Raw genomic sequence first — 20,017 nt, forward strand, 5'->3', positions numbered from 1 at the left:
TAAGGCTACCGGCCGGGTTTGCGTTGCCGAGCCGATGCTGCTTCGCCGATGGCGTCGTTCATTGCCTTGATGCTGACGGGTTTTGCGACGCGTCCAGCAAAGCGGCCCTTGAGAGCAGAGACATCGGTCTTGAGCGGGACCAGTCTGAAGCCGTCACCCTCGGCGACAAAATCCACCTTGGCACCAGGACGCAGGCCGAGTGCAGTGCGCACGGCCTGCGGCATGGTGATCTGTCCTTTGCTGGTCATTGTGGCGACGGCCACTTCTTGAGCTCCTTACGAAGGGTAAGGAACTATATGGCTTTGCCGCGGCCAGCACCCTGTCTCGTCCCGATTGCGCCCGCTGGCCGCAGCTCCGCCACCGCATAAGGCGCGAACCGGCTCTGGTTCTCGTCGACATCGAGCGGCCGCCCGAGGAAGGGGAAGGCGCGCTGCGGGCAGGCGGCGCGTTCGCAGACTTTGCAGCCCATGCCGATGGGCGTCGGCACCTCGGGGTCGCGCAGGTCCAGGCCCTTGGAGTACACCAGCCGCGGCGCGTGGCTGATGTCGCAGCCCAGGCCGATCGAGAAGGTCTTGGTCGGCGCGCCCCAGCCGCCGTGTCCGCGCGAGACGGTGCGCGCGATCCACAGGTAAACGCGGCCGTCGGGCATGCGCGCGAGCTGCGGCAGGATGCGGCCGGGCTGCGCGAAGGCTTCGTACACGTTCCATAGCGGGCAGGTGCCGCCGGTCTTCGAGAAGTGGAAATGCGTGGCCGACTGGCGCTTGGAGATGTTGCCGGCCCGGTCGACTCGCACGAAGAAGAAGGGCACGCCGCGCGCATCGGGCCGCTGCAGCGTGCTGAGCCGGTGGCAGATGGTCTCGAAGCCGACACCGAAGCGGCGCGCAAGCAAGTCGATGTCGTAGCGCAGCGCCTCGGCCTCCGCGAGGAAGGTGCCGTAGGGCAGCAGCAGGGCGCCTGCGAAGTAGTTGGCCAGGCCGATGCGCGCCAGCTCACGCGCGGTGTCGCCGGTGAAGGCCGCCGCCTCGACGAGCTGACGCAGAACGTCGTCCATCTCCAGAAAGGCGAGCTGCGTGGCCATCTGGAAGGCGTACTGCCCGGGCTCGAGATCGGGTGAGAGCCGCAGCACGCGCGTCGCGGGGTCGTAGCGCCGCTGGTCCTCGGGCCCGAAGCTTTCCATCGGCACCACGCGCACGTCGTGTTGTTCCAGCAGGCGCCGGGCCAGACGGTCGCCGGGATTGCCTTTGCGCAGCCGCCACGCTGCGGCCAGCGTCTCGGCCGCATCGTCGAGCGGTGCGATGTGGTTCTGGTGGGCGAAGAAGAAGTCGCGCACCTCCTCGAAAGGCATGGGCCGCAACTGCGCGAGTTCGTCGCGGCCGTCGCCCAAAACGCCGGCGATCGCCTCGATGCGCTCCAGCGCCTCGCGCTGGCGGCGGTGCAGCGCGACCAGGCTGCGGCCGACCGCCGGCATCTGCGTGGCGAGTTCGCGCAGCTCGGCGAGCGACACGGCCTCGCCACCGGGGTTGTCGGCCAGCGCTTCGCGCATTCCCGCAATGAGCCGCGCTTCCTCGTCGTCCGAGAAGGCCTGCACGTCCACGCCCAGCGTGGCGCTGATGCGCAGCAGCACCGCCACCGTGAGCGGCCGCTGGTTCTGCTCGATCTGGTTCAGGTAGCTGGGCGAGAGGCCCAACTGCTGCGCCAGCGCCACTTGGCTCAGGTTGCGCTCTTCGCGCAGGCGGCGCAGGCGTACGCCCATGAAGGTCTTTTTCATCGTCCGTAGATTCGCAAACTTCGCAACTCGAGGCTGCTGCATTCGCAATCATTCGCTAATTCAGTCCTTCATTATGGGACGGATGTTGCGTAAATTGCGAAGCATGACGACCCGCAAGCGCCACGCGCAGCTCACCGAGGTGGTGTTTCCCGAACATGCCAACCACTACGGCACGCTGTTCGGCGGCAACGCGCTGCACCTGATGGCGAAGGCCGCCTTCCTGGCCGCGCGCGGCTTCGCGCGGCGCGACGTGGTGATGGCGCGCTGCAGCGATGCGCAGTTCCATGTGCCGGTGCGGCTGGGCAGCGTGCTGACGCTCGATGCGCAGGTGCTGCGCGTTGGCCGCAGCTCGCTCACGGTCCACGTCACGGGTTTCGCCGACGACCTGGCCGCAGACCAGCCCGGGGTGGCGCTCGAGGCGGTGTTCGAGATGGTGGCGGTCGACGCGGCAGGCCGGCCGTCGCCGATCGCCGAGGCCGCGCACGACCCGCTCAACGAAATGAAAGTACCCGCATGACGCAAGAAACCCTGCAGCCTGGCTTCAAGCCCAAGAAGTCCGTGGCGCTCTCGGGCGTGACCGCCGGCAACACGGCGCTGTGCACGGTGGGTCGCACCGGCAACGACCTGCACTACCGCGGCTACGACATCCTCGACATCGCCGAGGTCTGCGAATTCGAGGAGATCGCGCACCTGCTGGTGCACGGCAAGCTCCCCGCCGCCGCCGAGCTGCGCGCCTACAAGGCCAGGCTCAAGGCGCTGCGCGGCCTGCCGGCCAGCGTGAAGGAAGCGCTGGAGCACCTGCCGGCGAGCGCGCATCCGATGGACGTGATGCGCACCGGCGTCTCGGCGCTCGGCTGCGTGCTGCCCGAGAAGGACGAGCATGGCACGCCCGGCGCGCGCGACATCGCGGATCGTCTGATGGCCTCGCTCGGCTCCGTACTGCTCTACTGGTACCACTGGTCGACGCAGGGGCGTCGCATCGAGGTCGAGACCGACGACGACTCGATCGGCGCGCACTTCCTGCACCTGCTGCACGGCAGGGCGCCGACGGCGAGTTGGGAGCGCGCGATGCACACTTCGCTCAACCTGTATGCCGAGCACGAGTTCAACGCCTCCACCTTCACCGCGCGCGTGGTGGCCGGCACCGGCTCCGACGTGTACTCGGCCATCACCGGCGCCATCGGCGCATTGCGCGGGCCCAAGCACGGCGGCGCCAACGAAGTGGCCTTCGAAGTCCAGAAGCGCTACGACTCGCCCGACGAGGCCGAGGCCGACATCCGCCGCCGCGTCGAGGCGAAGGAGGTGGTGATCGGCTTCGGCCACCCGGTCTACACGGTGGCCGATCCGCGCAGCGAGGTCATCAAGCGGGTCGCGAAGAAGCTGTCGCAGGAGGCTGGGTCAACCAAGATGTTCGACATCGCCGAGCGGCTCGAAACGGTGATGTGGGACGCCAAGAAAATGTTCCCCAACCTCGACTGGTTCAGCGCTGTGAGTTACCACATGATGGGCGTGCCCACCGCGATGTTCACGCCGCTGTTCGTGATCGCCCGCACCAGCGGCTGGGCCGCGCACATCATCGAGCAGCGTATCGACAACAAGATCATCCGGCCGAGCGCCAACTACACCGGGCCCGAAGACCTGCGCTTCGTGCCGATCGAAGAACGCGTTTGAAGAAAGAACCATGTCCGCCCCCATCAGCAACATCCGCCCCGAACCCGACCGCGTGCTCGTCGACATCGTCGACTACGTGCTCGACTACGAAATCACCAGCGCGCTGGCTTACCAGACCGCGCGCAACTGCCTGATCGACACGCTGGGCTGCGGCCTCGAGGCGCTCGAGTACCCGGCCTGCACCAAGCTGCTCGGCCCCGTTGTGCCCGGCACGGTGGTGCCGCACGGCGCCCGGGTGCCGGGCACGCAGCATCAGCTCGATCCGGTGCAGGCGGCCTTCAACATCGGCGCCATGATCCGCTGGCTCGACTTCAACGACACCTGGCTCGCGGCTGAATGGGGCCATCCGAGTGACAACCTGGGCGGCATCCTCGCCACGGCCGACTGGCTCAGCCGCAACGCGGTGGCCGCCGGCAAGAAGCCCTTGACGATGAAGGACGTGCTCACCGCCATGATCAAGGCGCACGAGATCCAGGGCTGCATCGCGCTGGAGAACAGCTTCAACCAGGTCGGGCTCGACCACGTGGTGCTGGTCAAGGTGGCCTCGACCGCGGTGGTGGCGCAGATGCTCGGCCTTTCGCGCGACGAGATCGTCAATGCGGTGTCGCTGGCCTGGGTCGACGGCCAGTCGCTGCGCACCTACCGCCACGCGCCCAACACCGGCAGCCGCAAGAGCTGGGCCGCCGGCGACGCCACCAGCCGCGCGGTGCGCCTGGCGCTGATCGCGAAGACCGGCGAGATGGGCTACCCGAGCGTGCTGACGGCCAAGGGCTGGGGCTTCTACGACGTGCTGTTCAAGGGCCAGCCCTTCAAGTTCCAGCGGCCCTACGGCTCTTACGTGATGGAGCACGTGCTGTTCAAGATCAGCTTTCCGGCCGAGTTCCACAGCCAGACGGCGGTAGAGGCCGCGATGACGCTGCATGCGCAGCTGAAGAAGGCCGGCAGGACGGTGGAGGAGATCGAGCGCCTGACGATCCGCACGCACGAGGCCTGCATCCGCATCATCGACAAGAAGGGACCGCTCGACAACCCGGCCGATCGCGATCACTGCATCCAGTACATGGTGGCGGTGCCGCTGATCTTCGGCCGGCTCACTGCCGGCGACTACGAAGACGCGGTGGCGGCCGATCCGCGCATCGATGCGCTGCGCGACAGAATCGCCTGCGTGGAGGACCCGCAGTTCACCCGCGACTACCACGACCCCGAGAAGCGCAGCATCGCGAACGCGCTCACGATCGAGTTCAAGGACGGCAAGACGCTGGAGGAAGTGGTGGTCGAGTACCCGATCGGCCACAAGCGCCGCCGCGCGGACGGCATCCCGTTGCTGGAAGCCAAGTTCCGTACCAACCTCGCGCGGCGCTTCCCGAAGAAGCAGCAGGACGCGATCCTCGCCGTCTCGCTGGACCAGCAGGCGCTCGAAGCGCTGCCGGTGCACGAGTACGTCGATCTCTACGTGATGTGAACGCGCTGGAGGAACAGGAATCCCGCCAGCGAGGCGGTGCCCACCGCGAACGCCAGCAGGCCGAGGCGCGTTCGCAACCCCGTGGTCTTCTGGCCGGGCTGCCTGTCAGCAAGCAGCGGTGCCCTGTTCGATATCGGCCAGCCGTTCAGGCGCGGCCCCTTGCTCCATTCCATCGCGGAGAAGCCGGTGGGCGCGAGGCCTCGCAGCGCGCTGGCGCAGCCGTCGCAGAACATCGCGCTGTTGGGGTTGGAGGTTCTGCAGACGTCGCAGACCACGGACATGGGGGAACTCCTTGAATTGAACCAAGGTTCCCACTTTCCATAGAGACTGCCGCATGTCTGTCGGCAGCTTCCTACGCGCTGCGCAGGAACTTGGGTATTAGTGTTTCGACTTGACGGGCACGCGCTGCGCCGGGTCGTAGAAGAAGGTCTCCTCGGCGATGCGTTCGCCCTCCCAGCGCTGGTAGGCGAGTTCCTCCATGTGCGTGGCCGTGCCGTCCTTCCACTCGAAGTGGAAGATCCAGCGGATGACGACGCGGTCGCCGTTCACGAACACCGGGCGCACGCAGGTCGAGGAGATCGACGAGGCCTTGGCCAGCATGGCGCGTTCGCGTGCCACGGCCGCGTCGCGGCCGACGCGCGGCGCTTCCTGGTTCTCCTGCAACGAGGCATTCGGGGCGTAGAACTCCTCGACGGCTTCGGCATGTGCGTTCTCTTCGACGCGGGCGATGAAGCGTTCCAGTGTTTCGGCGCTGGGCATGTGTTTCTTCCTTTTCTGTGGCGGGTTCGATAGGACCTTCCGGCGGAGATCACCAACTCACGCGCGAACCTGCATCTGTTGCGCAGTATGACGAGATCACATTGCCCGCGGTGTCGATGATCTGACCGGCCACTGTGCCTGTGTAGCTGTTGCCATCTGCTGACAGGGTACGAACTACCTTTGCCTTTTGCGTGCCGGCGAGCGTGCCGTCGGGATTGAAGCGCATGAACACCAGTGTCAAGCTGTAGTTGTCGCCGGCCTCGCGCTTCCATGTTCCGAACGCAGAGCCCTGAGAGGTAGGAGGGCGGGAATTGTCGAACGACGCCGTGGCTGCGCTATTGAACACGGCCAATCCCTTGAAGCCGGCAAGCACTGCGCCGGTGTTGCAGTCCTTGCCGGTGGCCGTTGACTCCCACACTCCGACGATGGGGTCCGGTGCGCTGTTCGGACTGCTTTCACCGGCAGCGAAGGCGTTTCCGAAACCGCCTTCCCCACCGCCGCAGGCTGCAGCATTGGGAGCTGCGGGCTGGTGGATCCGGAGTCGCCCTCCGGCCGGGCAATCAACGGCCACCCTTGCTGTACTGCCCTTCAAGCCACTGGCGACAGAAAGCCGGGACGAGCTGCTTGAAGTCGGAATGGCAGACAGTTTGATCGCCAGGCTATCCACGGTACCCGGGCTGGTTGTGCGCTCGACCGGCTCGGTGCAGCGCTACGCCGGTCCCATGCAAGACCCGGTGCGTGCCGCAAGGGAACTCGAAGTGACTTGGATCGTCGATGGATCGCTGCAGCGACGCGGCGATCTGGTGCGTGCCACGGCCCGCCTGCTGCATGCCGCCGATGGTGTCGCCGCCTGGAGCGGCGGGTTCGACGAGAAGTTCACGAGCGTATTCGACGTGCAGGATCAGATCTCGAATCTGGTGACGCAGGCATTGCTGCCCGTGCTGCGCGTGGGGCTGGGTACCCCTGCGCGGCTTGCGGACATCGGTGGCACGCGCGACATGGACGCCTACCAGCTCTATCTGGCCGCGCGATGGCGGGCGCAGGGAGGCCGGGCCGATGAAGTCGACAAGGGCGTGGCGTTGCTCAATCAGGCGCTCAGCGTCGATCCTGCATATGCGATGGCGTGGGTGGAACTGGCCCAGGTAGGTCCATCGGCGCAAGCTGTGGAATTCCGATGGTTTGGCTGCCGAGGTGTTCGAGCCGGCGAACGCTGCCTTGAAGCATGCGCTCGCGCTGGTCCCCAATCTGGCGGAGGCTCACGCGGGTCTCGGCTTCAGCCGCTTCTGGTTCGACTTCGACTGGGTGGGCGCCGAGCATGCATTTCGTCGCGGGTTGACCATCAACCCGAACACGGCCACTGCGCACTGGGGCCTGGCACTGCTGCTCCTGAGCCAAGGCCGCCTCGCCGACGGGTTCGTCCATTTGCGGACAGCGCGATCACTCGACCCGATGTCCCCGGTCTACAACACCGTGGAAGCAAGCCTTTTGATGGCAAACGGTCAACGAGAAGAAGCCCGAATTCGGCTGAACCGCTCGCTCGATATTTCTCCGGATCTCTGGCTTACCCATCTCGCAGCGGGCTTGATGCACATGTCCGATGCGCGACCGGAACAAGGCATTGCCTCGATCCGGCGCGCGGTGGCGCTGTCCGATGCCACCACCCGGTCCTGGTCGGTGCTGGGCGTGCAATTGGCGCGCCTTGGAGAAACCGAAGAGGCTCGATCGATCCTGAACCAGCTCTTGACCGCATCGAAGTCGCGCTACGTCACCCCGACTTCAATTGCATCGTTGCATGCGGCGCTGGGTGAAGTCGGGTCGGCTCTCACTGCACTGGAACAGGGGGTTGGTGCTGCGAGACACTCGAATGGTGTTTCTGAAAGGCGATGTCCACTGGACGGGCCTGCGCTCGGAGCCACGCTTTGTGACGCTCATGCAAGCCCTCAAGCTGGATCGCTACGGACCTGGTCTGTCGCCGATCTGACATCGACAACTACGCGCCGGGCGGCCGGTAGCCGACCGCCTGCGCACGGCCGAGGGCGTCCAGGGTCTCCTCGACGGTGAGCAGCGGCGTCGTCTCGACTTTCGACAGCGCGCCGCCTGCACCTAGGGCAATCGCGACTGCGGCCATCGAGACGTTGTCAGGCGCCTCCCAGAGGTTATAGCCGTCGTAGGTGCCGAACGCGTACCAGAAGCCGTGCAGCTTCCCGCCGACCGACTCGATGTACTTGCGTGCAGCTTCGCGACGGTCTTCGGGTTTCTTCGTCAATCGAGCCCAGGTTTCCGGCGTGTAGCTGAAGCGCGTCAGATAGAAAGCCATGGCCACAACCCTCCTTCCAGCGTTCCGTGCCGCTCGCGATACGCGAGCATGGAAAGTCTAGTCCCGTCGACTGGGTGACGGATAGACATTTCATTCATGTGAACCCGAATATTCGGAGTCCGGCCGGGCGCCGACAACCACCATCCTGCGCAAAGCCTTCTGCATGGAGATGTTGACCACGCGGGCGGACTGCGCTTTGTAGACTCGCCGCTCCCAAGCGAATTTCCCCTCCCCGGGAGTCACCCATGAAGCATCTCTCCTTGTCCATCCTGTCCCTGGGCCTGGCCCTCGCGCTCGGCCTGCCGGCGCAAGCAGACACTCTCAAGAAACCCGAGCTCGACCAGCTGGCCGCAGCCCAGCAGGCCAAGTCGTCGCCGAGCTTCCGCGCCTTCCTCGCGCAGGCCGCCAAGACCCAGCCGAAGCTCAAGGCCAGCGTCGCGGCCTACGAGAAGAAGGCGCCGCTGGACGGCGACGACCTGGTCAACATCGCCCGCCTGCTCGGTCTCTACAACCGCCTGCACAACCAGAAGGCCGTGATCGCGAGCATGGAGACCATGGTGGCGATTCCCACCGTGCGCATCGACCGCGTGCCGCCGCACGAGAACAAGGCGATCATCGAGTTCGGCCAGCTGGTCGAGAAGATGGCGGGTGACTTCGGCCTGCAATACCGCAACGTCGACAACCGGATCTTCGAGGTCAAGCTGCCGGGCCGCGGCAAGGAGGAGTTCGGCATCCTCACCCATGCCGACGTGGTGCCCGCGGTGCTCGCGGAATGGGTGCTGGACGACGGCACTCGGCTCGACCCCTTCAAGCTCACGCGCGTGGGCGACTACCTCTACGGCCGCGGCACCATCGACGACAAGGGCTCGATCGCGGCCGTGCTCTATGCAATGAAAACGGTGAAGGAGAGCGGCCTGCCGCTGGACCGCACGATCCGCCTCATGATCGAGACCACCGAGGAAACCGGCGGCGACGCCATGAAGTACTACCGCGAGAAAACGTCGCTGCCCGAGTACAACATCGTGCTCGACAGCAAGTACCCGGCGGTGGTGGCGGAGAAGGGATCGGGCGCCCTCAAGGTGTTCTTTCCGGTCGAAGCATCGGACGGCAAGCGCACCGCCATCACCGCGATGGCCGGCGCAGCGGCCGCCAACGCGGTGCCGCAGAACGCCACCGCCACGCTCAAGGCTGGCGATCTCGCGCGGGCCGCGTCGCAGTTGGAAGGCGCGAAGGCCGCCTTCATCCAGAAGTACGAAGGCCAGGGCGGCAAGTTCGGCATCGACATCGCGAAAAGTGCCGACAGCATCGAGATCAAGGTCGTCGGCGTCTCGGCCCATGGCTCGCGGCCGGAGGAGGGCGTCAATCCCCTCCCGCGCCTTGCGCTCTTCCTGCAGGAGTCCGGCGTGGCGCTGGACGACAACCACCATGCGAAGGCCGTCAAGTACCTGAACGCGCTCTACGGCACCGACTATCTCGGCGAGAAGATGGGCGTGGGCTACAAGGACGATTTCATGGGACCGCTCACCATGTCGCCCAACCTGATCCGCGAGAAGGACGGCAAGCTCGAAGTCACGGCCAACGTGCGCATGTCGCGCGGCAACACGCCCGAGAAGCTGACTCAGGCCGTCACGGCCAGGGTCAAGGGCTGGGCGGCCGAGAGCCAGGCCAAGGTCGAGATCGACTACCAGCAGGGCGACTGGATGGCGCGCGACCCCAAGGGCGCGTGGCTGTCCACGCTGCTCAACATCTTCGGCGACACCACCGGCCTCGAAGCCAAGCCGGTGCCCACGGCCGGCAGCACCACCGCCAAGCTGATGCCCAACGCGATCAACTTCGGCCCGGCCATGCCGGGCAAGAAGTACACCGCGCACAACGCCAAGGAGTTCAAGGAAGTCGCCGACCTCGATGCCGACATGCAGATGTTCACCGAGATGCTGGTGCGCATCGGCAACCTGGGGCAGATGCAGTAGGGCTCAGAAGCTCGGGTTGCGCCGTGCGATGTCGCGCCGCGTCTGCTCTCGCACCGCATTGCAATGCGGGTGGTGGTTGAACGGACTCTTGGCGCATTGCGCCGCCTCGCAACGGGCCGCGGCGATGAAGTTGAGGTGCGCGCAGCCGGGCCGCGGATCGGCAGCGCCGTTGCCGCCGTTGCCGTCGTTGCGGGCCACGATCTTTCGGGGTGGAACCGTCCGCTCGACCGGGACGGTGGGCTGGTAAGAGGCGATGGGGCGTTCCGGCTCCGAGCGCACGGGGCCCGGCTCCACGATCGTCTCGGCCGGGCCGAGCGTTTCCACGGTCCGCACCGGCACGGACGGCACCATGGGCACGCGATCGAGCGGCGCCGCCGGAGGCGCCGATGCGCGCACCGGTGCCGCGCGCGCCGCTGGAGCGGCCGCTACGGCAGCGGGCGCGGGTGCCGGCGGCTTGCGCGTCACATAGGCCACCCAGCTGCCGAAGCAGGCGGTGATCACGATCGACAACACCGCAAAGCGGATCCAGAAGGCGCGCGTCTCGATCGGCAGCATGCCGGGCGTCGGGCCCGGGGCCTGCGCCGGTGCGGGCGCCGTCCGCACCGGCTTCATGCCTTCGAGCGCGGACGGCCCGGTGGCGGCAAAGCCGGGCAGCTTGGCCGCGCAGCCGCGGCAGAACATGGCATTGGCGCGGTTCTCGGTCTTGCAGGCGGCGCAGACCACGGACATGGGGAACTCCTTCGAAGCCGGAATGCTAGGGTTAATAGGCCCTAGGAGTCTGCACGACCGTCGGCCGCTGTCTGCCAGCCGCCTCCTACTTCGAAATCAGCTTGTCGACCGAGATGACGGTCAGCATGCGCTGATCCGAGGGATTGCCCCCGCGCACGACCGCGGTCGCGAGCGGATCATGCGCCGCCAGCGCGGCTGGCAGATCCTGCAGGGCCGATCGCTGCGCGTCGAACACCGTGCCGACTTCGTCGACCCGCAGCGCGAATCGCTGGCCCGAATCCGTCTTGCACACCACGAGCAGGCGGTCGGCGCCCGAAGCCGTCGAGGGCTGGCCGCGCCGCCGTTGCAGATCGACCACGGCAAGCGCCTGGCCATCGTGTATCGCGATGCCTGTCGTGCCGGCGGCAACGCCGCTCACCGATGCGACCTGCGGCACCACCACGGCCTCGATCACCTGTGAGGCCGGAAGCCCCAGCCATTGGTCGCCGACGAGCGCGCTGGCGATGGCGACGCGGTCCGTGCCGGGGAGCGAACCCGCCGGCGGATCGAAGGGTTCCAACGCTGCCGCGCCATCCTGGGCCGCACGTTCGCAGAGGCCAATGAGGATCACGCAAGCCACGTCGTCCGGTCCGCACGTGCCCCCACTCTCGTATTCGCGGTAGCCGCAGGACATGGTGATGCCGGCGGCATACAGCATGCCATCGATCTCGAGCACCGTGCCGCTGGAGGCGCCGCGCGCAAGTTGCGCGAGGCGGTCCGCGAAGGGGGCCGTGGTGCCGGTTTTCCAGGCTCCGCCGGTGCTGGCCACCACGGCTCCGCCGCGTGCGACTAAGAGGCCCAGTGCCTGCGGCATCGGCCGGCCTTCGGCGTCCACCGGCAGGGCGTCGCGCAGCATGGCCTGCATCTGCGGCTCGCTGTCGAACACGATGGCAACGCAGCCGGCGTTGCCGCCGGCGCCCTGCACCGGCGCCGCGAACACGTAGGTGTGCCGGTCGCCGTAGAGCGGCGAGGCGGCGAAGCTCGAGCGCACGAAGGCCTGTTCGTCGCGCAAGGCCAGCGCGGCCGGAAGCCACGCGGCCACGAGCGGCGCAGTGGCGGGCGTGCCGTTGGAGGCCGCCAGCACATGCCCTTGCGGGTCAAGCAGCAGCAACTGGGAATAGACCGTGTACAAGCCGTTGATGCGGCCCAGCACCGCCGTCGCTTCGCTGCAGGCCCGCGCGTCGCGCTCGCGGGCGGCGCGCTGCAAGCTGCTGTCCAGGGCCCACCAGCGGCAGTCGTTGGCCCGCTCGTAGAAGCTGCGGTCCATGATGTCGATGCCGAGCGCCGAGCAGGCGCGCACCTCTTCGAGCACCGAGGCCACGGCCGACTGCTGCAGGTCGCCGATCGCGTGCTCGAACACCGCGCTGATGCGCTGGCCGGTGCGCGTCACGCGCTCCAGCAGCGCGCCGGCGAAGTGCGCATTGGGGGCATGGCCGTCCTGCTCGTGGCGGATTCGCACCTGGCCGTTCCACACCAGGCGTTCGAGCCCGCGCTGGATGCTCTTGGCGTGCGCCGGAATGGCCTGCAGCTCCTCGCCGAACAGGCGGCTGGCCGCCACGACGCGGCTCGACAGCGCCGCATCGCTCGTGCTGCCTGCGATGTCGGCGCGAAAGGCCAGATCCACGGGCACCAGGACGCAGCCATCCCAGCCGGGGCCCCGATAACCCTGGTAGCCCGCTGCCGGCGTTTGCGCCGCCAGGTAATCGCGGCCCCCGAAGCGCAGGCCATGGCCCAGCGCATTGGCACGGGGAAGGACGGCGCCGACCGGGACCTGTTGCGCGTCGGAGCTGGCGATCACCGTGCGGCCAGCGTCCAGCAGAAGCACGACCGAGGCGTCGTCGCGCGAGGCCAGCGCGGCGAAGATCGCGCGCATCTCGTCGTCGAAGCGGAACGACAGGCACAGGGCGCCGATCACGGCGCCGGCATCGCTCTCCCGTACCGGCGCACCGTAGAGCAGGCCGCGCCGGCCGCCGAGCAGTTCGAAGCGTCCGAACGATTCGACGAAGGGGGCGCCCGAGTGCAGCACGGCCTGCATGAGCTCGCCGTCGGCAGCCGTAGCGGCAACGCTCTCGTCCAGGCGAGCGAGCACCGCGCCATCCGTGCCTAGAAGGATCACGTCGTCATAGACGCTGTACTTGGTCGCGTAGGCGCGCAGCCGTTGGCGCACCTGGGCGCCTCCGGCGATGGCATCGCGCAGCGCCGAGTCGGTTGCGAGGAAGCCGATGTCGGCCGTGCGCTCATAGAGGTTGCGCACCAGGATGTCGATGCCGGTCTGGGCCTTGGCGCGCGCGGTGCGCAGCGCGTCCTGCAGCAGCCTGCGCGCCAGCGAATCGAGCAGCACGCCGGTGAGTTCGTGGAAGCGGGCGCCGGTGGATGCGATGTCGGTGCCGCTGTCGCTCATCTGCCCGAGCAGCGCCAGCTGGTCCCAGATGTCCGCAAGGCGCTGCAGGGACTCGCGATGGTCGTTCACCAGCTCCATGCGCGACACCAGTGGCGCCACGGCAGCGTCGAAGCGCACTCCTTTGACAACGGATGTCTTTTGCATGGTGTGATGTTTCGAACCGCGCGGCAACGCGGGCGAATGGTATGTGAAATAACGATTTTGCGGCGACATGCGCCGCCCTGCAAAACGCTCAGGCTTCGCGTTCGAGTCCCCGGGCGCGCAGCACCGCCTTCAGCCGGCGCACCTCGTGCTCCAGGTCGAGGATCAGCGCCGCGGCGTCGAGCCCGACACCGAAGTCGCGCTCGAGCCGGCGCGCGGCCAGCGCGCATTGCAGGTCGGCGCTGTGGAAGCACCAGTCCTCCGGGCGCTCGGCCGGCGTGCGCACCTCGACGATGCCGACCTCGACCAGTTGAACGACCCACTCGATCTCGGCGCCGCAGGCATGCGCCAGTTCGTGCGCGGGGAGCGGGTGCGAGCTGCTCAGTATCGTGGCAGTGAAGGAATGGGTAGCCATGTTCGTCACACTCCGAGATGGCGGCGCGGGTCGAAGGGCGCGGCCTGCGCCAGTTGCTCGTAAGCCTTGCGCGCGGCCTCGGTGTCGGCCGGCGGCAGCGCGATCTCCAGCAGCAGGTAGAGGTGGCCCGGCGGCTTGCCCGGCAGGCCGCGTTCCTTGAGCCGCAGCTTGAGGCCGTTGCGCGCGCCGCGCGGCACGGTCACCTCGACCACGCCGCCGGCGGGCGTCGGCACTTTCACCTGGGCGCCGAGCGCGGCTTCGGTCGGCGTCACGGGCAGCGTCATGTAGAGGTCGCGGTCCTCGATGCGGTAGAGCTTGTGGGGCGCGATGCGCACCTCGAAGTAGAGGTCGCCGGCCGGCTCGCCGCCATGGCCCGGCATGCCCTGGCCGGCGAGCCGGATGTACTGGCCCGGATGAACGCCGGCGGGAATCTTCACGCTGAGCGTGCGCGTCTTCCATTCGGGCCGGCCCCGGGCGTCGATCTCCTGCGAGCGCAGCGTGATCTCGCGCTCGGCGCCGTGCAGCGCGTCTTCGAGCGAGATCTCGATGGCCGCGTGGTGGTCCTCGCCGCGTGCGCGGTAGTGGCGGCGCTCGGCGCTGCGCCGTTCGGCCGCACCGAAGAGCGAAGAGAAGAACTCGCTGAACTCGGCATGGTCGGCCGGGCCCTGGCCCGGGCCGCGATGGAATTCGAAACCCTCGTCCCAGCCCGGCGGCGGCTGGAAGCCCTCGCCGGGGCGGCCGCCGGCGTAGCGGCCCTGCGCGACCTGGTCGGCCAGCGCGTCGTAGGCGGCGCGCTTTTCCTTGTCGCGCAGCACGTCGTTGGCCTCGTTGATCTCGCGCATGCGCCGCTCGGTGTCGGGTTCCTTGCTGACGTCGGGGTGGTACTTGCGCGCGAGCTTGCGGTAGGCCTTGCGGACCTCGTCGTCCGACGCGCCGCGTTCGATGCCCAGTGCCTGGTAGTAGTCCTTGAATTCCATGGTGGTGAGGATGCGTGGTGCGGCCTTCAGGCCACCGCCGCTCCGCCATCCACATGTTGCAGGAGCGGCTTCACCCGCCATGTAGGACCGTTTCGCTCGAAACGCAAGGGTTGGGCATTGCCCATCACGCCGAGGTCGATAGCCACGCCGAGCAGCGCCGCCAGCACGTGCAGCGAGCCGCCATGCGCCACCACCAGCACCGGTGCCGGATGGGCCAGCGCGACTTCGAGCGCGGCCCGTTTGCGGGCGATGAACTGGGCCAGCGTCTCGCCGCCCTCGGGTTCGCAGGCCCAGTCCAGGTTGGCGGAGGAGGTGCCGATCAGCGCGCCGAAATTGCGCTCGCGCAGGCTTTCGAGCACCAGCGGCGCGATGCGCAGGCCGGCCGCGACCGTGTGGGCGGTGTCGAAGGCGCGCTTCGCATCGCTGCACACCACGCTCCTGATCGGTTCGCCGGCCAGCAGTTCGGCCGCGCGCGTGGCCTGCTGCAGGCCGAGCACGCTCAGCGGCGTGTTGACCGCCTGGAAGATCCGCCGCGCGTTGCCTTCGGTCTGTCCGTGACGCAGGAAGTAGAAGTGATCGCAGGCCGGCGCCAGCGGCACTGCGGCGGCCAGTTGCACCAGTTGATCCAGACCGTCGTTCATCGAGCTTCTTTCAATAGGCGAGTCGGAGGGGGGCGCCCACGCGCTGCGCCTCGATGTCGGCGCGGTGGAAGGGCAGCGGATGCCATTGCTTGGCGGCGAACAGCGGCAACTGGTCGTAGGCGCGCGACGATGCGGGGTCGCTGCTCTGGCCGTAGGTCAGTATGGCCTGTGCCACCGGCCCGCGCTGGTCGAAGCCCACCACCTGCATGTAGCTGCTGCCGTAGTTGATGTTGTAGCCCTTGGGATCGATCAGCGACTGGCCCTGGCTCTCCACCTTGTTGAGCACGCCCTCGAACTCGTCGCCGCCGTGGATCGCGACCTTCTGGCCGCGCACCGTGCGGGTCTGCACTTCGGCCAGCGGCACGTCGGCCGCGAAGCCGGCGGTGCGCACGATGGCGACCGCGTCGCCCAGCGCCTTGAAGACGGCCTCGCGCGTGGCCGGCGTGGCCATGTCGAGGCCGGCCGGTGTCGCGACCGGACGGGTCGGGTCGAAGGGCACGCGCCAGACCTTCGGCACGTCCTTGGCCTTGCGCCAGAACTCGCGGAACAGCGGCGCGCCCTTCGATGCGCCGTTGCTGGTGCGGTCCCAGGCGGCGAGCACGCGGCAGCCGAGCGCCTGGTCCGGCGTGAGCGCCGAGGCGCCGGCGTTGCAGGCCGCCACCAGGTCATCGGCGACCAGCATGCCGGCCAGGTTGCGGTCGCGGAAGATCACGCTCCGCAGCTCGGCCGCGCCCATCTTGTCGCCCCGCAGGCCGTCGTTGCCGGCCAGCCGGGCTTCGATTTCCATGATCCCGCTGCGCGTGCGCAGCCGCTGCGGCGTGCCGGTGAAGCCAACGAGCGGCGAGATGCCGGCGGGCGCTTCGATGTGCGGGTTGCTGAGCCAGAAGCTGTCGTTGCTGTTCTGCACCCAGTCCGGCGTCACGACGACCGGCATGCGCGCCGGAGCGGTCACGCCGGGCATCGCGGCTGCGGCGTCGCGGTTCCAGGCGCAGGCCGAGCGCGAGCCGTCGAGCACCGGCAGGCCGGCGGCGTTGAGCAGCGCGGCGGCACGGGGTGAGGGCGCGCAGGCCTTCAGCATTTCGGCCGACACGTCGGGCACTACCGAGAGATCGGCGTACATCGCATTGCCCTCGCGGTCGGCCGCGATGGTGTTGATCCACGGCATGCCCTGGTTGCCCATCGCGGCGCGCAGTTCGCCGACGTTGCGCGCCAGCGCCATCTGCATCCAGCTCTGGGCCGAGCGCACGTTCTGCGCGTTGGCGTCGCGGATCGCGTAGGCGGTGGTGGCGGTCCAGCCGAGGCCGGCGCGCGGCAGCGAGACGACCGGGCCCCATTCGGTGCCGTAGAAAGTCCTCGGCGGTGCCGGGCCGCCCACGGCGGGCAGGCTGACGTTCCTGGTCGTCATCTTCTTGCGCTGGCCGTCGACGATGTAGACCGTGGGGTCGGCCGGGTCGAGCTTGAGTTCATACAGCGTGAAGCGCTTGCCGGTGGAGACCGTGTGCGTCCAGGCCACGTCCTTGTTGAAGCCGATCGCGACCACCGGGCTCAGTCCGCCGGTGGCGCCCATCACGTCGAGCTGGCCGGGGATGGTGAGGTGCATCTCCCAGAAGCGGTTGGTGCCGGCCCACGGGAAATGCGGATTGCCCAGCACCAGGCCGCGGCCGTCGGGCGTGGCGTTGCGGCCGAAGGCCCAGCCGTTGGAGCCGAGCTCGCCGCCCTCGGGGTTCGCATTGAAGCTGTGGCGGCCGATCTCCGCGACCGCCTGCTGCAGCGCGACCGGCTCTGCGGCGTTCCGCGTTCCCGGCGCGGGCGGCGCTGCCGCGAGCACCGCGCCGGCCAGCGCGCCGATGCCGCCCTGGATCATCGACATCTCGGTGGTGCGCGACAGGTCGGCCAGCGACATCGGCCGTACCCAGGGCTTGTTGCGGCAGGCTTCGGGCAGGCCGTTCGGGCCCGCATCCTGCAGGTAGCGGTTGTAGCCGGCCACGTAGCCGCGCAGCGAGGCCTTGACGTCCTCGTTGTTGGCGGCGGCGGCACGCGCCAGCGCGGCGTCGTCCATGTGGGCGCGCACGAACAGGTCGATCTGCGTGTTCGGCAGCCGGCCCAGGCCGAGTTCGCCGGTGGCCTGCGCGCCCAGGAACTGCGCGCGCTCGCCGCGCACGGTGAGCAGATGCTCGGCGGTCTGGCACACGTTGTCCTGCGCATGCGCGTAGGCCACGCCGTAGGCGATGCCTTCGTAGTCCGGCGCAGTGATGTGCGCGATGCCGTAGGTGGTGCGTTCGATCGTCACGCTGCGCGAGCCCGGCGCAGGGTTGCTCGCGCAAGCCGCGAGCAAGGCGGCGAAGGCCAGGGCGATCGCGCTCGGTGCAAACCGGGAAGATGTCGTGTTTGTCATGGTCGAAGCCTTGCAGTGAAAACGAAGCTGTCGATTACAGGTTGCCGCTTGCAGGTGACGATTGCGTGATAACCCGGGTGAGCTGTCGCCGACGAGCCAGCGCTACAGCAGCCACTCGATCGGCAGGATCGAGAGGAAGTCGATCCACAGGCGCCGCATGGCGCCGGCGCCCGGCTCCGTCGTGTAGCGGGTTTCGCCCGCCGGGCCGCGGTCGATCCACTCCATGCCGCGTCCGTCGGCCGGCAGGCGCACCTCGTAGGCGAGCGTCGGAACGACATTGTCGATCTCAACGGCCAGCCGCTCGGCGAGCACGGGGCTGTCGATCACGACGCCCATCTCGGTATTGAGGTGCACCGAGCGCGGATCCAGATTGAGCGAGCCGACGAAGATGCGGCTGCGGTCCACCGCGAAGGTCTTGGCATGCAGGCTCGCGGCCGAACTTCCGCCTGGGTTCTGGCGCTTCTCCTCCTCCGGACGCGGCGGCGCAGCGGCGCTCGGCTTGAGCTCGTAGAGCACGGCACCGCCGACGAGCAGCTCTTTGCGGTAGCGGGCGTAGCCTGCATGGACCGCGCCCACGTCGGTCGCGGCCAACGAGTTGGTCAGGATGCGCACCTTCACGCCCTGTGCGGCGAGCGCGGCCAGCTCGCGCGTGCCGCCGGCGCCGGGCACGAAGTAGGGCGACACCAGGTCGAGCTCGCGCTTCGGCTCACCCATGGCCTCCTTGAGCAGGGGGAACATGAGCTGCTCTTCCTGCCCCGCCGCCGACTGCACCTTGGCGGGCACATCGCTCACCACGCGCGCATCGGCCCACTCGAAGGGCAGGCGGCGCTCGGCCACCTCGCGCATCAGCGGCGTCTGGCGCACGGCTTCGAGGTAACGCTGCGTCTCGGCTTGCCGCCGCAGCTGCGCCCACTGCTCGCGCAGCCGCGCTGCGGCATCCGCAGGCGCCGACGGCAGCAGGCTCGCGACCGGATAAGCAGCCTCGCTGTTCCAGTACAGGTCGAACTCGCGCGAGACCTCGCGCACCACCGGCCCGATCGCGATCACGTCCAGGTCCTGAAAGCCGAGCTGCAGATCGGCGCCGTAGTACTCGTCGCCCACGTTGCGCCCGCCGACGATCGCGACCTGGTTGTCCGCCGTGAAGGACTTGTTGTGCATGCGGCGGTTGACGCGCGAGAAGTCAAGCGCGAAGTCGCCGACCCGGAAGCCGCGATTCGCGAAGGGATTGAAGAGCCGGACCTCGATGTTCGGATGCGCATCGAGCGCGGCGAGGGTGGCGTCGAGTCCGCTGGTGTTGTTGTCGTCGAGCAAGAGGCGCACGCGAACGCCGCGCTCGGCCGCCTTGCTCGCGGCCTCGAACAGCAGCTGGCCGGTGGTGTCGCCGCGCCAGATGTAGTACTGCAGATCGAGGCTGCGCTCCGCGGCCTGGGCCAGCACCACGCGGGCCGCGAAAGCTTCCTGCGCGGCGACCAGCGGCAGGATGCCCGACTTGCCCGCATGCGTCGCCAGCTCCGGCGCGAGCGCCTGGCCGAGGCGGGTGCCGGCGGTGTCGGCGAGTGCCACCGACTCGCTGCGCTCGACACGGTCGGGCAGGCTGGCGCAGCCCGAGAGAGCCAGTCCCAGCGCGACGCAAGCGACAACGCGGGCGGCGCGCATCACAGCTTTGGAATGCGCAGCGTCTTGCTGATCATCAATGTGCCCGAGAGCGCGAACAGCAGCGTCAGCGGATGCAGGGCCCAGGGGCCGAGCATCCACACGCCGCCCCAGACCGCGTCGCCGATGCGGCCCTGCCAGGCGGCCCAGGCGAGCACGCCCACCAGCACCACGCTGGTCGGGATCGGCGTGCCCTCGAAGTACTTGACCTTGTCGGCGCCGGCCGAGAGCGCTTCGGCCGTGACGTTGTAGCGCGCCAGGCGGCTCACGCCGCAGCCGACGAAATAGATCAGGATCACGCAATCCCAGCCGCCGTCGAGCCCGGCGGCGAAGGCCAGCGCGGCGGGCGCCACGCCGAAGGAGATCACGTCGGCCAGCGAGTCGAGCTCGCGGCCGAGCGCCGATTGGGTTTGCCGCCAGCGCGCGATGCGGCCGTCGAAGACGTCGAACACGAAGGCGGCGGGCGCCAGCGCCGCGGCCCAGAGGAACTGCGCGAGCGACTGGCTCGCCACATAGGCCATCGAAAGGAACACGACGCCGACGCCGCAGGCCGCGTTGCCGAGCGTGAACACGTCGGCCAGGTGGAAGCCGCGGATCATCGAGAAATGCTTGCGGGCCCGTGCGACGACGGGTGGGGTGGTGGCCATGGCTGTTCTTTCGAAGGGAAAGCTGCGCTGCA

Annotated in this window: 20 protein-coding genes; 5 read left to right on the forward strand and 15 right to left on the reverse strand. The window is 68.3% G+C overall.

From position 1 onward, the window contains the following. Nucleotides 1-5: 5 nt before the first annotated feature. Nucleotides 6-263 carry an AbrB/MazE/SpoVT family DNA-binding domain-containing protein gene (locus tag ACSQ89_RS11340; protein WP_093109324.1) on the reverse strand — a complete coding sequence of 86 codons (258 nt, stop codon included), beginning with the start codon at nt 261-263 and terminating at the stop codon, nt 6-8. Between the two features lie 29 nt (nt 264-292). Next, nucleotides 293-1,768, reverse strand: a complete 1,476-nt coding sequence (locus tag ACSQ89_RS11345; RefSeq protein WP_436292427.1) for a short-chain fatty acyl-CoA regulator family protein — start codon at nt 1,766-1,768, stop codon at nt 293-295. Between the two features lie 103 nt (nt 1,769-1,871). On the opposite strand from ACSQ89_RS11345, the gene ACSQ89_RS11350 reads away from it, so the two are divergent. From ACSQ89_RS11350 to ACSQ89_RS11360, 3 genes are read left to right on the forward strand one after another with little or no spacing between them, the layout of a single operon-like run. Next, the gene (locus ACSQ89_RS11350) at nt 1,872-2,285 is read left to right on the forward strand and encodes an acyl-CoA thioesterase (RefSeq protein ID WP_093109322.1); all 414 of its coding nucleotides are present in this window, start codon (nt 1,872-1,874) and stop codon (nt 2,283-2,285) included. Beyond that, entirely contained in the window at nt 2,282-3,439 is a 1,158-nt protein-coding gene (gene prpC, locus ACSQ89_RS11355) for a bifunctional 2-methylcitrate synthase/citrate synthase (protein ID WP_436292428.1), read from the forward strand. Before ACSQ89_RS11350 ends, prpC begins: the two co-directional genes overlap by 4 nt. Nucleotides 3,440-3,449: 10 nt before the next feature. Continuing rightward, entirely contained in the window at nt 3,450-4,901 is a 1,452-nt protein-coding gene (locus ACSQ89_RS11360; RefSeq protein WP_436292429.1) for a bifunctional 2-methylcitrate dehydratase/aconitate hydratase, read from the forward strand. Here ACSQ89_RS11360 and ACSQ89_RS11365 read toward each other — a convergent pair. The 4 genes from ACSQ89_RS11365 to ACSQ89_RS11380 all read right to left on the reverse strand — a co-directional run bounded on the left by ACSQ89_RS11365 (nt 4,889) and on the right by ACSQ89_RS11380 (nt 6,820). Continuing rightward, nucleotides 4,889-5,182, reverse strand: a complete 294-nt coding sequence (locus ACSQ89_RS11365; protein WP_436292430.1) for a hypothetical protein — start codon at nt 5,180-5,182, stop codon at nt 4,889-4,891. The genes ACSQ89_RS11360 and ACSQ89_RS11365 overlap by 13 nt on opposite strands. A 97-nt stretch (nt 5,183-5,279) precedes the next feature. Next, nucleotides 5,280-5,660: a nuclear transport factor 2 family protein gene (locus tag ACSQ89_RS11370; RefSeq protein ID WP_093109318.1), complete on the reverse strand. Its 381-nt coding sequence runs from the start codon at nt 5,658-5,660 to the stop codon at nt 5,280-5,282. A gap of 49 nt (nt 5,661-5,709) precedes the next feature. Beyond that, the gene (locus ACSQ89_RS11375) at nt 5,710-6,327 is read right to left on the reverse strand and encodes a hypothetical protein (RefSeq protein WP_436292431.1); all 618 of its coding nucleotides are present in this window, start codon (nt 6,325-6,327) and stop codon (nt 5,710-5,712) included. Then, complete coding sequence (locus ACSQ89_RS11380) at nt 6,320-6,820, reverse strand: hypothetical protein (RefSeq protein WP_436292432.1); 501 nt, start codon at nt 6,818-6,820, stop codon at nt 6,320-6,322. The genes ACSQ89_RS11375 and ACSQ89_RS11380 overlap by 8 nt, the downstream gene beginning before the upstream one ends. Nucleotides 6,821-6,839: 19 nt before the next feature. Between ACSQ89_RS11380 and ACSQ89_RS11385 the strand changes: the two genes are divergently transcribed. After that, the gene (locus ACSQ89_RS11385; RefSeq protein ID WP_436292433.1) at nt 6,840-7,721 is read left to right on the forward strand and encodes a tetratricopeptide repeat protein; all 882 of its coding nucleotides are present in this window, start codon (nt 6,840-6,842) and stop codon (nt 7,719-7,721) included. Here the strand turns inward: ACSQ89_RS11385 and ACSQ89_RS11390 are convergent. Continuing rightward, nucleotides 7,651-7,977: a GYD domain-containing protein gene (locus ACSQ89_RS11390; protein ID WP_093109315.1), complete on the reverse strand. Its 327-nt coding sequence runs from the start codon at nt 7,975-7,977 to the stop codon at nt 7,651-7,653. The two genes, ACSQ89_RS11385 and ACSQ89_RS11390, sit on opposite strands and share 71 nt — an antisense overlap. A 245-nt stretch (nt 7,978-8,222) precedes the next feature. On the opposite strand from ACSQ89_RS11390, the gene ACSQ89_RS11395 reads away from it, so the two are divergent. Continuing rightward, a complete protein-coding gene (locus ACSQ89_RS11395; protein WP_436292434.1) occupies nt 8,223-9,947 on the forward strand; it encodes a dipeptidase in 1,725 nt (574 codons plus the stop codon). Nucleotides 9,948-9,950: 3 nt separating this feature from the next. Here ACSQ89_RS11395 and ACSQ89_RS11400 read toward each other — a convergent pair whose 3' ends face one another. From ACSQ89_RS11400 to ACSQ89_RS11435, 8 genes are all read right to left on the reverse strand, one after another. Continuing rightward, a complete protein-coding gene (locus tag ACSQ89_RS11400) occupies nt 9,951-10,676 on the reverse strand; it encodes a hypothetical protein (RefSeq protein WP_093109313.1) in 726 nt (241 codons plus the stop codon). Between the two features lie 85 nt (nt 10,677-10,761). After that, complete coding sequence (locus tag ACSQ89_RS11405; RefSeq protein ID WP_436292435.1) at nt 10,762-13,260, reverse strand: chemotaxis protein CheW; 2,499 nt, start codon at nt 13,258-13,260, stop codon at nt 10,762-10,764. An 88-nt stretch (nt 13,261-13,348) separates the two neighbouring features. Further along, the gene (locus ACSQ89_RS11410) at nt 13,349-13,672 is read right to left on the reverse strand and encodes a chaperone modulator CbpM (RefSeq protein WP_093109311.1); all 324 of its coding nucleotides are present in this window, start codon (nt 13,670-13,672) and stop codon (nt 13,349-13,351) included. A gap of 5 nt (nt 13,673-13,677) precedes the next feature. After that, on the reverse strand, nt 13,678-14,649 hold the full coding sequence (locus tag ACSQ89_RS11415; RefSeq protein ID WP_093109310.1) for a DnaJ C-terminal domain-containing protein: 972 nt from the start codon (nt 14,647-14,649) through the stop codon (nt 13,678-13,680). 26 nt (nt 14,650-14,675) lie between these two features. After that, nucleotides 14,676-15,290, reverse strand: a complete 615-nt coding sequence (locus tag ACSQ89_RS11420; RefSeq protein WP_436292436.1) for a histidine phosphatase family protein — start codon at nt 15,288-15,290, stop codon at nt 14,676-14,678. Nucleotides 15,291-15,300: 10 nt separating this feature from the next. Next, the gene (locus ACSQ89_RS11425; RefSeq protein ID WP_436292437.1) at nt 15,301-17,685 is read right to left on the reverse strand and encodes a penicillin acylase family protein; all 2,385 of its coding nucleotides are present in this window, start codon (nt 17,683-17,685) and stop codon (nt 15,301-15,303) included. A gap of 102 nt (nt 17,686-17,787) precedes the next feature. Then, a complete protein-coding gene (locus tag ACSQ89_RS11430; protein WP_093109307.1) occupies nt 17,788-19,341 on the reverse strand; it encodes a phospholipase D family protein in 1,554 nt (517 codons plus the stop codon). Next, nucleotides 19,341-19,985 (reverse strand): CDP-alcohol phosphatidyltransferase family protein, encoded by a 645-nt coding sequence (locus ACSQ89_RS11435; protein ID WP_093109306.1) that lies wholly within the window; start codon nt 19,983-19,985, stop codon nt 19,341-19,343. Before ACSQ89_RS11435 ends, ACSQ89_RS11430 begins: the two co-directional genes overlap by 1 nt. Nucleotides 19,986-20,017: the final 32 nt, after the last annotated feature.

The sequence above is a fragment of the Variovorax sp. LjRoot175 genome, assembly GCF_964253805.1.
In the GTDB taxonomy this organism is placed as follows: domain Bacteria; phylum Pseudomonadota; class Gammaproteobacteria; order Burkholderiales; family Burkholderiaceae_C; genus Variovorax.